At 35.7% G+C, this 14226-nt stretch carries 11 protein-coding genes; 5 read left to right on the top strand and 6 right to left on the bottom strand.

Annotated features, from left to right (window positions below):
- Positions 1–63: 63 nt before the first annotated feature.
- From GFO_RS01220 to GFO_RS01210, 3 genes are all read right to left on the bottom strand, one after another.
- On the bottom strand, positions 64–1896 hold the full coding sequence (locus GFO_RS01220) for an ABC transporter ATP-binding protein (protein WP_011708179.1): 1833 nt from the start codon (positions 1894–1896) through the stop codon (positions 64–66).
- A 138-nt stretch (positions 1897–2034) separates the two neighbouring features.
- Positions 2035–2907, bottom strand: a complete 873-nt coding sequence (locus GFO_RS01215) for a hypothetical protein (RefSeq protein WP_011708178.1) — start codon at positions 2905–2907, stop codon at positions 2035–2037.
- Positions 2908–3347: 440 nt separating this feature from the next.
- Complete coding sequence (locus tag GFO_RS01210) at positions 3348–3683, bottom strand: hypothetical protein (RefSeq protein WP_011708176.1); 336 nt, start codon at positions 3681–3683, stop codon at positions 3348–3350.
- A 401-nt stretch (positions 3684–4084) separates the two neighbouring features.
- Here GFO_RS01210 and GFO_RS01205 point away from each other — a divergent pair, with 401 nt between their 5' ends.
- Together GFO_RS01205 and GFO_RS01200 are read left to right on the top strand one after the other, a co-directional pair.
- Positions 4085–4936 (top strand): hypothetical protein, encoded by an 852-nt coding sequence (locus GFO_RS01205; RefSeq protein WP_041249964.1) that lies wholly within the window; start codon positions 4085–4087, stop codon positions 4934–4936.
- Positions 4937–5165: 229 nt separating this feature from the next.
- Positions 5166–5702, top strand: a complete 537-nt coding sequence (locus GFO_RS01200) for an RNA methyltransferase (RefSeq protein ID WP_011708174.1) — start codon at positions 5166–5168, stop codon at positions 5700–5702.
- Between the two features lie 5 nt (positions 5703–5707).
- Here GFO_RS01200 and GFO_RS01195 read toward each other — a convergent pair whose 3' ends face one another.
- Together GFO_RS01195 and folK are read right to left on the bottom strand one after the other, a co-directional pair.
- A complete protein-coding gene (locus tag GFO_RS01195; RefSeq protein ID WP_011708173.1) occupies positions 5708–6268 on the bottom strand; it encodes a Pycsar system effector family protein in 561 nt (186 codons plus the stop codon).
- Positions 6269–6354: 86 nt separating this feature from the next.
- Positions 6355–7491, bottom strand: a complete 1137-nt coding sequence (gene folK, locus GFO_RS01190; protein WP_011708172.1) for a 2-amino-4-hydroxy-6-hydroxymethyldihydropteridine diphosphokinase — start codon at positions 7489–7491, stop codon at positions 6355–6357.
- Between the two features lie 154 nt (positions 7492–7645).
- Here folK and GFO_RS01185 point away from each other — a divergent pair, with 154 nt between their 5' ends.
- Positions 7646–8302 carry a queuosine precursor transporter gene (locus GFO_RS01185; RefSeq protein WP_049792060.1) on the top strand — a complete coding sequence of 219 codons (657 nt, stop codon included), beginning with the start codon at positions 7646–7648 and terminating at the stop codon, positions 8300–8302.
- Positions 8303–8323: 21 nt separating this feature from the next.
- On the top strand, positions 8324–11032 hold the full coding sequence (locus GFO_RS01180) for an AsmA family protein (protein WP_011708170.1): 2709 nt from the start codon (positions 8324–8326) through the stop codon (positions 11030–11032).
- Between the two features lie 769 nt (positions 11033–11801).
- On the opposite strand, the gene GFO_RS01175 is transcribed toward GFO_RS01180, so the two are convergent.
- Positions 11802–12599, bottom strand: a complete 798-nt coding sequence (locus GFO_RS01175; protein ID WP_011708169.1) for a DUF2797 domain-containing protein — start codon at positions 12597–12599, stop codon at positions 11802–11804.
- A gap of 112 nt (positions 12600–12711) precedes the next feature.
- Between GFO_RS01175 and GFO_RS01170 the strand changes: the two genes are divergently transcribed.
- Entirely contained in the window at positions 12712–14223 is a 1512-nt protein-coding gene (locus GFO_RS01170; RefSeq protein WP_011708168.1) for a GH3 auxin-responsive promoter family protein, read from the top strand.
- Positions 14224–14226: the final 3 nt, after the last annotated feature.

The following is a 14226-nucleotide window of genomic DNA, read 5'->3' as shown; positions in this document are numbered from 1 at the left end:
GCGTTCTTCTGAAATTAGAAAATTGCAATTTTCCCACAAGTTATAAAGAATTACCTCTAAATCTTACTGATACCCCGCCGCCTGAAGATTGAAAAGTTCAGCATAGAGTTTATCGTTCTGCATCAGTTCTTTATGGGTACCAATTTCCAGCACAGCGCCATCCTTTAAAACCATAATTCTATCGGCAATCCTTACCGTACTAAATCTATGGGAGATGATCACAGCGGTTTTTCCCAGAGTGAGCTTAATAAACCTTTGAAAAGCTTCCGTTTCTGCCCTTGCGTCTAAAGCTGAAGTTGGTTCATCAAGAATTAGAACTTCAGAATCTTTCATATAGGCTCTCGCTATAGCGATTTTTTGCCATTGTCCTCCGGAAAGATCTTTCCCGTGTTTAAATCTCTTACCAAGTGGTTGCTCATATCCTAAAGGTAGGTCTTTTACCACTTCCCGGGCAAGACTTTTTTCTGCAGCCCCATCAATTCGGGTCTGATTTGAAATCTCCCCAATTTCGCCCATGGCAATATTCTCTCTGAGGGTAAGTTCAAATTTCACAAAATCCTGGAAGATCACTCCAAAATACTGCTGATATGCTGCCTGATCATACTTTTTTATCGGGATTCCATCCAATAAAATTTTTCCTTCTGTTGGTTCATAAAATTGAAGTAGAAGTTTAATCAAGGTGGTTTTTCCGGCACCATTCTCTCCTACAAAAGCAAGTTTTTCCCCCGCTCTTAGCTGAAAATTGATATTTCTTACTACCCAACTTTCAGATTTTGGATATTTAAAGCCTATATTTTTAAATTCAAATCCGATCTTAATCTCCTGAGGCAACGGAAGTTTATCTTCATTATCTCTTTCAGCATACGTAAGGTCAAGAAACTCAAAATAGTCCTGAAGATAAAGAGCGCTTTCTGTAATTTGAGTAAAACGGGTAAAAAAGCCCTGAAGTTTAGATCTTAATTTATTAAAAGATCCGGAGAGAAAAGTAAGATCTCCCAGACTGAAAATTCCGGCAACGGTTCTAAAAATTATAAATATATAAGCGACGTAATAGGCAGAGGTCCCGATTACATTAAAAAACGAACCCCATCCTGCACGTTGCTTCGCGAGTCTCTTACTCTGTAAATAATATTTATCTGAAAGGCCTTTAAAACGGTCTGCCAAATAATTAGACAATCCAAATAATTTAACCTCCTTGGCGGTTACATCGCTAGCTCCTGCATATCTCAAATAATCAAGCTCCCGGCGTTCCTGGGTCCAGCTTCTAGCCAGCGAATAACTGGTACCGCTGAATTTAATTTCATTTATAATTGTCGGAATAATAGAAACGACCAGAAGAATGATTAACCAGGGTTCAAAAGCAACCACTCCCACAAGAAGAGAAATAATCACAATCATATCTTCCCCCTGGGTTAAAATATTGGACATTAATCCCACTCTTCCCGTAGTTTGCTGCCTGGCTCTTTCCAGTTTATCATAGAATTCTGAATCTTCTAACTGATCAAGATTCAATTCTGAAGTCTTTTTAATGATCTTCACCGAAGTATCTATGGAATACTGGTCACCCAGAAGTGCGTCGCTAAGACTAATTCCCCTGCTCAAAAGATCAGAGATGATTGCAAGACCAAATTCGGCCGCAACTAACAGCCATAATCTATCCAGATCTTTTATATCTGCTTCTATCTGGAGCACCACCTCATCGATGATCAATTTGCCCAGCAACAACATAATAACTGGAAGTACCGCGTTCAAAATACGGCCCACTACATTTGAATAAAACAAAGGAGGATTTACTCTTCTAATTTCTTTAAAAAATCGGGGAACAAATTTGAGAGAAGCGAAACTCTCTCGAAAATTGACGTTATTGGTCTCGAATGATTTCTTTGGTCTGGGCAAGCTTTATTTTTTATACTAATGTAGGTCGTATGAGCATACTAATCATTTCAGGGGAAGAAACAGATTTTTTGCCACTATTAATTAATTGGTATAACGAAAAGACATTCTGCGGCATAGCCATTGGTCTAAAGGTTTTCCCTATTCTAGCAAATCATTCATATTTTTTAGAACATTCTCGAATTTTGCAATATCATCCCCGATCACTCTCCTTATTTTTAATCTCATTTCAGAAATTTCATCATAAGCAGCTATGACCCTGTTGGCGATCATACTTACTTCGTTTGCTTTTTCACTAGATTCTATAAAAGGAATTATGTCCTGGGCCAGGCTATCAATCTTATTTTCAACAAGTTCTTTCCTATCTTTAATTTTAACCGGCATTCCCTGGGCATTAAAATCAAAAACCGCTTTATCCTTGTTCAATTCTATTACCCAATTGTCATATATTTTTTTAAAATCCATATTTTCATCTTTATCACTGGATTCTATAAAAAACTTTTTGGAACGGAGTTGTTGCCATTCTGAAAAAACTTCCTGCCTTTTCTGATAGGCATTCCGGAAATAATGTATCTCATTGGAGAAATAGGACTGATAATCCCCGAAAAAATTAGAATCTACAAGAAATTCTTTAAACGCTTCCAGCTTATCTCTCCTGTTCTTCTTGTAGAATCTATTAAGGTTTACAATATTGATTTTATTCAGGAATTTGTCGTTCAGGGAAGCAGATAACACCGGGTTTACCGTATTATCTAGATCCAGCGAACGGATAAATTCCTCTAGATCATCAATGGTATTGCCTAACGAATGCTTCAATTCTGGTAATGAGGCCTGGAAAAATTCAAAAGCATCTTTCGCTTTATCTTTTCGCTGTTTGTCATAAAGCAAAAAAGCGATAACAAATCCAAGAACTGTAAGGATAAGGGCAGAACCATCTACTATCATGGACCATTGGTGGGAATCTAAACTCCAACTCTCAAATATAAAATAGTATTCCAGCGGTTTTTCTTTCAAAAGAATAAGTTGATAACCAAAAGTATGGAAATAATTTTCATGGCTTACTGTCTGGATACATAATAAACACAGGAGAATCCCTCCATTAACCCTGTTTCAGTGATATCAGGAAATAGTCTAAAATTTATATTTTTTTTGATTCCTTAGGTTTGTATCTTTTATTATTGCCTACACCCCTAGCATTCGGGGGCGAGGAATATTTATCAAAATAAAATGAAGGATAAGAAAATAATCTCCGAAGAGAAATTTCACTCTGGTAAATAATAACTAATTTTCTTGTGTTCATTTAAGTCGACAGCAATTCAGACTTTACCTTACTTTTCTTCAGTTTTTGAAAAACCTTCGGATGACAATAATTTTTTATGCAAAAGGAAAAATAGTGCTACGCGAATAAACTATGTATAAAAAAGGCACATTTTCTGCCATTAGAATACCGCTCATTAATACAGTATATTATCTAAAATTTTATCTAAGGTATTTTCCATCATACTAAATTTCTTATCTGAAAAGAAAACCTCGAACATTTCCCTTCTGAGTTCTGTGAGTTCTTTGTGGGAATATTCAAGTTCTACCAGGTTATCCTGGATTTTCTCCAAGCTTTCTTCTTCTGTATCAGCCGAAAATTCCTGGTACATTTTATCAAATATTTCCTTATTTGTTTTGGTTTTAATCAAACCGATCTCCTCTTCGGTTTCAATAGAATCTGCATTTGCACAAAGCAGTAGAATATAGGTTTGAAGTTCAGATTTGGTCCAGTTTGCTTGTTCGCTTTTCATAATATTTATCTTTTGGTGGTTAAAACTATCTTTTGACTGAACTGACTATTATTTCGTGATCATATAAGTTTTCTACAGTATGCTAAAAGATCACTTCTAATCTAGTAAATTATTAGCAAACAAACACTTACATATTAAATCTAACTTTTAGCAAACGTAAATTGAGAAGATAATTTCGGCCTATTGGAGCTAATGGTTTTTATTTCAGAATACTTCAGAAAAATGAATTCTTCTTTAAAATCAATCCAGGTTAGATATAATGACCTACTGAAAAAATCAATAAAATAAAAGTTTTAACCATAACCGTTATTAAATTCATAAAAATCCTAGTTGGTTAGTAATTAATGCTTTAACTTTATTAATACAACTAATTCCAATTGTTTCATTTAATTAACCACATCATGCGTAAGTTTTTTCTATTAGTATTCCTGATTGTATTTTTCTCCTGTTCTTCCGATAGTCCAAATGAAATTGAACCAAATCCCTCTGAAGGGAGTCTTTTAAAATCTGAAAAGGAATATGCTTTTGGGATTCTTGAAAAGGAAACCACATTCTTTTACAATGCCGATGAAACAATATCCAAAATTGATATAAATTCAGTTTATGAGGGAACCGGAAGTTTTGAATATTTCTATGATGATAATGGGAGGATGGAGTCCTGGACACTAAATCTGTTAAGCCCGTTTGGTGATTTGAGAGAAGAACATGCTTTATTAATTTATGAAGGTGATAAAATTGTGCGGAGTTGTATCAATGTTTCTGCTATTGTTGAAAATGATAATTTTTCTATAAATCCAACGGTAAATAAAAAAGAATTTGAATACAACGGCAGCGGACTGGTGAGCAAGGTGACCACTTATGATTTTGATTCGCAGGAGACCGCAACTTGTGAAGATCTTGAATATATTGAAAGTATTATCCTAATGGAATATGATACCAGAGGAAATTTGATTCGTATGGAAGATAGCGGGAATATCTTACATACAGGGTACAGTACTTTTGACCATGATGATACATTTCACCCATACAGAAATCTTAAACCAGTTGCCTTTAGAAATATTTTTAATTATTCTTCGGCAAACAATGTGATAGCAGGAGAAGAATTTAATAAGGATTCCAATGAAAAAGTGGGTTACATAGAATATAATTATGAATTTAACGAGGACAATTATCCTATAAAATTAGAGAAAAGATGGAGTACAGCCGATGATTTTATGTTTCAAACCTATACGTATGAGTTTACTTATTATTAAAGCACTGTCTTAGTTTACATTTTCAATATTTTGAAGTAAATCTTCTGATTTTTCTGTCGGAAAAATGAAATACTGAATCTATTTCAGCTAAACCACTGATCATTTTTTTAATAAAACAATATCATTTTTGCTCTCCATGCAAAGTTCAATTTATCAATATCTTATGGATAGTAGAACTACATACTGGTATTAAAGTTCAGAAAATCCTTCAATTTTCTATTTTTGCACTATGGAAAAGAGAAAATTACTGAACAGCGAACTGGATAGAAAAAGTGTAGATCAGTTTAAAAAAGCTGAAAAAACGCCGATTATTGTAATTCTTGATAATGTGAGAAGCCTCAACAATATAGGTTCGGTTTTTCGCTCGGCCGATGCTTTTCTTATTCAGAAAATTTATCTCTGCGGAATTACTGCCCAACCCCCTCACAAAGACATTCAGAAAACCGCATTAGGCGCAACCGATACCGTCACCTGGGAATATGTAGAAAATACGGTAAGCCTTGTTAAAAAACTTAAAGCTGAAGGCATTAAAGTTTATGCCATCGAGCAGGCTGAAGGAGCTACGATGCTAAATGATTTTGTTCCTGAAAAACACCAAACCACAGCGGTTGTTTTTGGAAATGAAGTGAAAGGGGTGCAGCAGGAAGTCGTTTCTGCCAGTGACGCCGTGATTGAAATACCCCAACTGGGGAGCAAACATTCGCTTAATATTTCGGTGAGCACAGGAGTCGTGTTATGGGATCTTTTTTCTAAACTAAAGCTTTAATGTGCTTAGTTTAGGGCGAGATACATATAACTTAATAGCCCGGCCATTAGCATGATCAATCCCAATCCTAAAAATCTAAGCGATCTATTTACGTTTCTGAATTTATAGGCAGATATTTTAGAGATGATAAATATTTGCTGTCCCAGCTGATCGAATAGCTCCTCTTCATTCAAACTGGTCTCATAAAAGGTGCGGGAAAACTCCTTGATATTTCCAAATTTTGATACCACATCGCCAAAGAAAAAAATGTTTTTTTCATATTTATCTTCAATTTTGGGCATAAAACAGCGAATGCTGAAGTAAATAGAAATTACGGTACAAAGAAACCATAAAGCTGAAAAGATATTAAATAGGAGGTTTCCCAGTGTCTCAGCCAGCACATCATTGATATGCTGAAAGATGAAATTCAGCAAAATACCATAGAATGATAATATAAGCCCGGCCTTTAGTTCTGACGCTTTTATAAGACTAAAAACATAATTTATACTGCCCCAGTAGTGATCTACAAAATCTTCGGTATGAGCTGCTTTTATATGATCTGGTCTTCCTTTAAGTGGCCTTTCCATAATTCTAGTATTTACCTGCTTAGTAACTGTAAGTCACTAATTTATGAAAAGAATCTGATGAATGGTTCAGTAGCGGGACAACAAAATTAAACCAAAGCTTTATCTATTTCAGATAGCAGCCATAAATAATCCTTCCTACTGGAAACGAAATCAAGTCCTGATATATCAATGATCTGCACTTTCATGTTACTTTGGGATTTGATAAAGTTCAGGTAGCTATTGTTGATATCCATTAAATATTCCGGCTGAATATTTTGTTCATAATCCCTACCGCGTTTTTTAATATTTTCCAGTAAACGCTCGGTATTCTGATATAAATAAATATAAAGCTCCGGCTTTACCAATTCTTTATAAATCAAATGGAAAAGTTTATGATACAACGAATATTCATCTTCGTGCAGGGTGATCTTGGCAAAGATCAGCGATTTAAAAACGTCATAATCTGAGATCACAAAATCCTTAAAAAGATCATATTGCGCTAAATCGTCTGAAAGCTGTTGATAGCGATCTGCTAAAAAAGACATTTCCAGGGGAAAAGCATAACGCTCCTTGTTCTCATAGAATTTTGGAAGAAAAGGATTGTCTTTAAAACGTTCCAGAATCAGTTTAGCATTAAAATCTTCTGAAACCATGGTAGAAAAACTGGTCTTTCCCGCACCTATATTTCCTTCAACTGCAATATAATTGTATCCGGGAAAATGATAATTCAGCGTAGGTTTTTTAATTTCTTCGGAAGAAATAGTGATCTCAGAAGTATCTTTCGTCTCTTTCAATAATTGACTGATCTTTTTTCCTAAGGCAGGGTGCTTTTCTGAAGCTGCAATATCGTTTAGTGGCTTTAAAACAAAACTTCTATTAGGAATTCCGGGATGCGGAATCCTAAGAATTTCAGTCTCAATAATTTCTTCTCCAAAAAGCAAAATATCAAGATCTATGGTCCTGTTCTGGTAATTTCCTGAATCAGATCGCTCTCTTCCCAGTTCATTTTCAATTTGTAAAAGCTCAGTAAGCACTTCGGAGGCTTCTAACCTGGTAGAAACCGAAACACATGCGTTCAAAAATGAATTTCCTTCGAAACCCCAGGCAGGAGTTTCATATATTTTAGAAACTTCAAGCACCCAACCAATGTTATGGTGCATCTTTTCAAGGGCATTTTGCATGTAACCAATACGGTTACCAAGATTACTTCCCAGTGCTAGTATTACTGTTTTAGGGGATTTCAAAGCGAATTAAGAAAATTTTAAGAGGTAGCGCCAAATAATTTCACAGCAAATTAAGCAAAACAAAATCACATACTCTTAATTTTGCGGGAAGACTTAATAACAAAATTTGACGAGACTCACTCTGAAAGATACGCTTAAGGCCCAGCAAATTTATATGATCCTTAGCGCTTTATTTATTGCTTCCCTGGTAGTATCTAACCTCATCTTTCAAAAGTTTTTTTACTGGGACTTTTTCGGATTATATACTTTTGAAATTTCCGTTGGGATTTTACCATATCCGGTAACATTTTTAATTACTGATATTATTAGTGAAATCTATGGGAAAAAGAAGGCTAACTTAGTAGTTACCACAGGAATATTCGCCTCATTTTTCTCGCTATTAATAATTTATCTGGCAGATGCCGTCCCCGCTACCAGTTGGTCTCCTATAAACGATTCATTATTTGAAAAAGTTTTTGGAGCCACGACCATAGCAGTTTTCGCATCAATGGTTGCTTATCTTTTAGCTCAGTATATAGATATCCAGCTATTCCACTTCTGGAAAAAAATTACCAAAGGAAAACACTTATGGTTACGAAATAATTTCTCAACTTTTCTATCTCAGTTCGCAGATACCTTTTCGGTCTTATTTTTGCTTTGTAGCTTTGGAAAGATAGACTGGGAATTATTTGGCGGACTGCTACTTAGCGGATTTTTATTCAAAGTATTAATAGCAGCACTGGATACTCCATTTCTATACGCTGCAGTTTATGGATTGAGAAAATTATTCAATTTAAAACCTGCTGAAGAACTTAACTTAGATGCAGTATAAAATCAATAAAAAACAAACCTTATGAAAAAGGCTTTAAAAATTTTAGGATTCGTAATACTCACCATCATCATACTATTGATCGTGGCACCATTTATTTTTGAATCACAGCTGAAAGATCTGGTAAAAAAGACAATGAACGACAATCTTAACGCTCAGGTTGATTTTAAAGATATTGATCTCAGCATGTTCCGCAGTTTTCCTGAGGCCACACTGGTTATAGAAGATCTTAGCATCATTAACAATGAACCTTTTAAGGGGGACACGCTGGCTTTGGGCGAAGAAGTCACCCTGGAGATGTCTATAAAAGAACTTTTTAAAAGCAGTGAGGAACCTAAAAAAATTGATCGGTTAACCTTAAATAAAGCCTATGTCAATATAAAAGTGGATTCTCTGGGCAATGCCAATTACGATATTGCTGTAGAAGATACGACTACTGTTTCATCAAATTCAGAAAGTACCCCTTTTAGCCTTGATCTTAAACATTACGAGATCAATAATTCGCGGGTTAAATATGATGATAAATCTTCGAAAACATCCCTGGATATAGAGAATTTGAATCATGAGGGAACCGGTGATTTTTCATTGGATCAGTCTGAATTGGATACATATTCTGAAGCTTTAGTTTCTCTTAATTATGATGGTGTAAACTACCTGAATCAAAACTCATTAATCCTGGATGCAGTGATCCAAATGGATCTGGAGAATATGAAATATACCTTTTTGGAGAATGAAGCCAAAGTGAATCAGCTTCCCTTGACCTTTGATGGATATGTCCAGGTAAATGAAAATGATACCGAAATGGACGTAAGTTTTAAAACTCCGTCTTCAGACTTTAAGAATTTCCTGGCCGTTATTCCTGAAATTTATGCAAAGAATATCGAAAACGTAGATACCAACGGGGATTTTGTGTTGAACGGAAGAATTTTTGGAAAAACTGATGATACTTTTATTCCGAAAATGGATATTAAAATTACTTCAAGCAATGCTTCTTTCAAATATCCAGATCTTCCAAAAAGTGTTCAGGATATTAACCTCGATATGGAAATATTGAATGATACAGGATTGGCAGAAGAAACATATATAAATATTAACAATGCGACTTTTAGAATAGATCAGGACCGTTTTACAGCAAATGGAAATATTAGTAATATTACCGAAAATATGCTTATAGACCTTGCTCTTAAAGGAACAGTAAATCTTGCAAATATCAGTAAGGCCTATCCTTTAGAAATGGAACAAGATCTCAACGGGATGCTTACTGCAGATATTAAGACTAGTTTTGATATGAATTCTATTGAAAAGGAACAATATCAGAATGTAAAAAGTAGCGGCACTGCTTCCCTTAAAAATTTCAGATATTCTTCTCCTGAAATTCCTAACGAAGTGCAAATCGCTAATGCTGATTTGAGTTTTAACCAAGGAAATGTTAGTGTTCCAAACCTGAAAATGACGACCGGAAAGACCGATATTACTGCTTCAGGATCACTTCAAAATCTTATTGGATTCTTACTTACAGACGAGCAGTTAAAAGGAAATTTCCAGGTGCAGTCCAATACTTTTTCTGTAAACGACTTTATGGTGGCTGAAACTGAAGAAATCACTTCGACAGATGAAAGTGGGAATAATAAAACCGTAGCAAAAACCACAGGTAAAGAAGCGGTGAAAGTCCCGTCTTTCCTGGATATGGAATTAAGGTTTAACGCCAATACGGTTTTGTATGATAATCTTGAGCTTAAGAATGCGAAAGGACTTCTTATAATTAGGGATGAAACTGCAAGGCTTCAGGATATTTCAACCAACATCTTTAACGGAAGTATCGGGCTAAACGGGTTGGTCTCTACTAAAAATACTACTCCGGTTTTTGAGATGGACCTCAATCTGAATTCCCTGGATATTGCCTCTTCTTTCAATAGTTTAGAATTGATGCAAAATCTGGCACCATTAGCAAGTGCTATTGAGGGTAAGCTTCAGTCTACATTAAGCCTGAAAGGTAATTTAAATGAAGATCTTACGCTGCAAATGTCCAGTCTTGTTGGAAATGCACTGGCAGAATTATTAACTGCGGAAATTAACCCTGAAAAAGCTGATTTATTGTCAAAATTAGATGACCAGCTGAATTTTATAAATTTCAAGGATATTGATCTAAGCAAACTAAAGACGAAATTGACGTTTACAGATGGAATGGTACAAATAGCACCGATGAACTTCAATATTAAAGGAATCGACTTTCAGGTTGCGGGGAGTCACGGTTTTGATATGAATATGAATTATGACCTGAAGCTGGATGTACCGGCAAAATACCTGGGATCTGATATTGGTAATACTTTAGGCAAATTAAGCGGAGAAAGTTTAGCAAATACAACGGTGGAACTTCCAATTGGAATTACAGGAAATTTCCAGAGTCCGCAAATAAAATTAAACATGCAACAGGCGGTTAATAATCTTACCCAAAAAGTTGTGGCCCAGCAAAAGAAGAATCTTGAAGGCAAAGCTGTAGATGCTATCAACGATATTTTACAAGGAAAAAGAGACCCTAAGAAGCCGTTTAATAAAAATGACTCCACAGCAGTTAATTCACAGAAAACTGATTCTACCGGAGCCCCGATTCCAATGAATAAAGATTCTTTAAATCAATCTCAACAGAAACAGGTGCAGGAAGCTGCTAAGAATATTCTTGGTGGGCTTTTGAAAGGCAATAAAAAGAAAACTGATACAACGAAGCAAAATTAAATCAAGATGCACGTCACCCTGAACTTGTTTCAGGGTCTCTAAGTAGATGCTGAAACGAGTTCAGCATGACGAAAATAAATTCATTAAAAAGTACTGCGAACGAAATGAAAAAATCTCTACGTGAGGCTGCTTTACTTTGTTTGGAATAACACTAGTTGAAATTGTCGGTTTTCTTGATTTGTCATCTCGACCAAAGGAAGAGATCTCTTTTAAATTCACATTATATAACAGTTTTCTCACTCCGCTGTGCTGCGTATCGAAATGACATCACCTAACTCAAAAATTGCACTTCGACAGGCTCAGTGCGTCACCCTGAACTTGTTTCAGGGTCTTTTAGTAGATGCTGAAACGAGTTCAGCATGACGAAAATAAGTTTATCAAAGTCACTTCGAACGCAGTGAAGGAATCTCTACGTGAGGCTGCTTTACTTTGTTTGGAATAACACTGGTTGAAATTGTCGATTTTCTGGATTTGTCATCTCGACCATAGGGAGAGATCTCTTTTAAATTCACATTATATAACAGATTTCTCACTCCGCTGTGCTGCGTATCGAAATCATATTTACTAGCTTATAGATTGCACTTCGATAGGCTCAGTTCGTCACCCTGAACTTGTTTCAGGGTCTCTAGGTAGATGCTGAAATACGTTCAGTGTGATAATAAAACTATATATTTTCTTGAGTTGTCATCTCGACCAAAGGAAGAGATCTCATTAGATTTTAGATCATCTCAAGAGATTTCTCCTTCGCTTTGCTCCGTCGAAATGACAGTTACACAAGAACATTCAGCTCCACAACCAAACCTTCATTACCTCTTATATTAAAAACAGTGCCGTCGTTAAATATAAGATATTGGCCTTTGATTCCTTTTAGAACTCCTTCATAAAAAGGATTTTTTACCAGGTTTAAGGATTTTACCTTTTCCGGAAATTCCAGTACCGGAAATTTGATTTCAGTTTCCTTGTTATTGGCGAGATAATATTCTTTAGCTTCTTCAGGAATAAATTCTTTAAGTTTTTCCCGTTCTTCTTCAAGATTAAGATCTAAAATATCATTGGTAAGCATTTTTCTCCAGTTGGTCTTATCTGAAACATGATCCTTTAAGGCAACTTCAGTAATACCTGCGAGATAACGATTGGGGACTTCCACAATTTCAATGGCCTCATGTGCTCCCTGGTCTATCCACCTGGTTGGGATTTGATTCCTTCTGGTAACCCCAACTTTTACATCACTTGAATTTGCCAGGTAAACAACGTGTGGTGTAAGTTGCGCCCTCTTTTCAAATTCCAGATCACGATCTTCCTGGTCTAAATGCGCCTTGCTCAACTCAGGATTTATAACCCAGTCACCGGCCTGGGGAATAGAGCTAAAACAGTCGTAACAAAAACCCTGTCTGTAAATTTTCTTTTCCAACCCACAATTAAGACACTGATATCTAAGAAAATTTAAACTTATTTTTTTATTGATCAGCTGATTCATATTGATAAAATCATTTTCCCAAATCAAATAATATTGAACCACATCCTTAATTTCGGTTCTCATTTTTGTTAAAACTCCTTCGTATTTCATCAATTATTTATTTTAAGACTGAATGAATTTTTTGCAGGCTTCAAAGTTTCGATTATTTTTAACCAAATAACCAAACATCCCTTAAATATTAGGGTTAAAGATAAGAAGAATAATGCCAATTCCATTAGTCAACTCCATAGCTTCATGGTTTCTCAAAAAGAGGATTCACCAGATGGAATTGTTTATGAAGTACCCCCATGAGGTTCAAAATGAATTGCTTAAAGATCTTATTTCCAAAGCAAAAAACACAGAATTTGGTAAGCGCTATTATTTTAATGAGATCAATTCTTATGAAAAATTCAGGGAGCGAGTGCCAATTCAGAAGTACGAAGATTATCAGCCCGATATAGAACGTAGCCGAAAAGGTGAAAATAATATTCTCTGGCCAACCCCCATTAGGTGGTTTGCTAAATCCAGTGGTACCACCAGCGCCAAAAGTAAATTTATTCCCGTAAGTCAGGATTCTCTGGAAGATTGCCATTTTGCGGCGGGTAAAGATCTTTTATGTATTTATCTGAATAATAATCCGCAATCACAATTCTTTACCGGAAAAAGCCTGAGACTTGGCGGAAGCAAGGAACTGTACCAGGAAAATGGGACTTCTTACGGAGATCTTTCCGCAATTCTTATCGATAATATGCCTTTTTGGGCAGAATTCAGTAGTACGCCAAGCAATGAAGTATCGTTAATGCACGATTGGGAGTATAAAATGCAGGCAATTGTTAATGAAACTATTAAAGAGAAAGTTACCAGTCTTGCCGGCGTTCCCAGTTGGATGTTGGTTTTACTGAATAATGTTCTTGAAACTACCGGAAAAGAAAGTTTGTTTGAAGTATGGCCTCACCTGGAGGTTTATTTCCATGGTGGCGTGAGTTTTGAACCTTATGCTTCGCAGTATCAGAAAATACTTCCTAAGGAAGATTTTAGGTTTTATGAGATCTACAATGCATCGGAAGGCTTCTTCGCATGCCAGGATCATAACGATACCAAAGACCTGCTATTAATGTTGGATTATGGGATCTTTTATGAATTTATCCCTATGGATAAATATGGCAGCGATGAAGAGATAGCGATTCCTTTGAGCGAAGTGGAAATTGATAAAAATTATGCAGTCGTTATAACTACCAACGCCGGACTTTGGAGATATAAAATTGGAGATACCGTAAGATTCACAAATTTAAATCCTTATAGAATCAAGGTTTCCGGAAGAACGAAACATCATATTAATGTTTTTGGAGAAGAGTTAATAATTGAGAATGCAGAATCTGCGCTTAAAAAAGTTTGCCTGGTCACGAATTGCGAAATTATAGATTATACGGTGGCTCCTATTTTTATGGAAGGAAAGGAAAAAGGGGCACATGAATGGATTGTGGAATTCAAAACGCCTCCCCGCGATTTCGATAAATTTACCCGGCATCTGGATCTTGCCCTACAGGAAGTAAATAGCGATTATGAAGCAAAGCGCTATAATAATATGACGCTAAATTTGCCAAAAATTCATCAGGCTAGAAAAGACCTTTTTTACGACTGGTTGAAAAAGCATAATAAACTCGGGGGGCAGCATAAAATTCCGCGACTTTCTAATTCCCGGACTTATGTAGAGGAATTATTAGGGATGTCTTAAAAT

The sequence above is a fragment of the Christiangramia forsetii KT0803 genome (assembly GCF_000060345.1).
Lineage (GTDB): Bacteria > Bacteroidota > Bacteroidia > Flavobacteriales > Flavobacteriaceae > Christiangramia > Christiangramia forsetii.
This window is presented reverse-complemented; position numbering and strand designations above follow the sequence as displayed.

What these genes read in the sequence shown, in the direction of transcription:
- GFO_RS01210 (WP_011708176.1), bottom strand. Translation starts at nt 3,683, where the DNA reads ATGAAAAGCGAACAAGCAAACTGGACCAAATCTGAACTTCAAACCTAT.
- GFO_RS01205 (WP_041249964.1), top strand. Translation starts at nt 4,085, where the DNA reads ATGCGTAAGTTTTTTCTATTAGTATTCCTGATTGTATTTTTCTCCTGT.
- GFO_RS01200 (WP_011708174.1), top strand. Translation starts at nt 5,166, where the DNA reads ATGGAAAAGAGAAAATTACTGAACAGCGAACTGGATAGAAAAAGTGTA.
- GFO_RS01195 (WP_011708173.1), bottom strand. Translation starts at nt 6,268, where the DNA reads ATGGAAAGGCCACTTAAAGGAAGACCAGATCATATAAAAGCAGCTCAT.
- GFO_RS01185 (WP_049792060.1), top strand. Translation starts at nt 7,646, where the DNA reads ATGATCCTTAGCGCTTTATTTATTGCTTCCCTGGTAGTATCTAACCTC.
- GFO_RS01180 (WP_011708170.1), top strand. Translation starts at nt 8,324, where the DNA reads ATGAAAAAGGCTTTAAAAATTTTAGGATTCGTAATACTCACCATCATC.
- GFO_RS01175 (WP_011708169.1), bottom strand. Translation starts at nt 12,599, where the DNA reads ATGAAATACGAAGGAGTTTTAACAAAAATGAGAACCGAAATTAAGGAT.
- GFO_RS01170 (WP_011708168.1), top strand. Translation starts at nt 12,712, where the DNA reads ATGCCAATTCCATTAGTCAACTCCATAGCTTCATGGTTTCTCAAAAAG.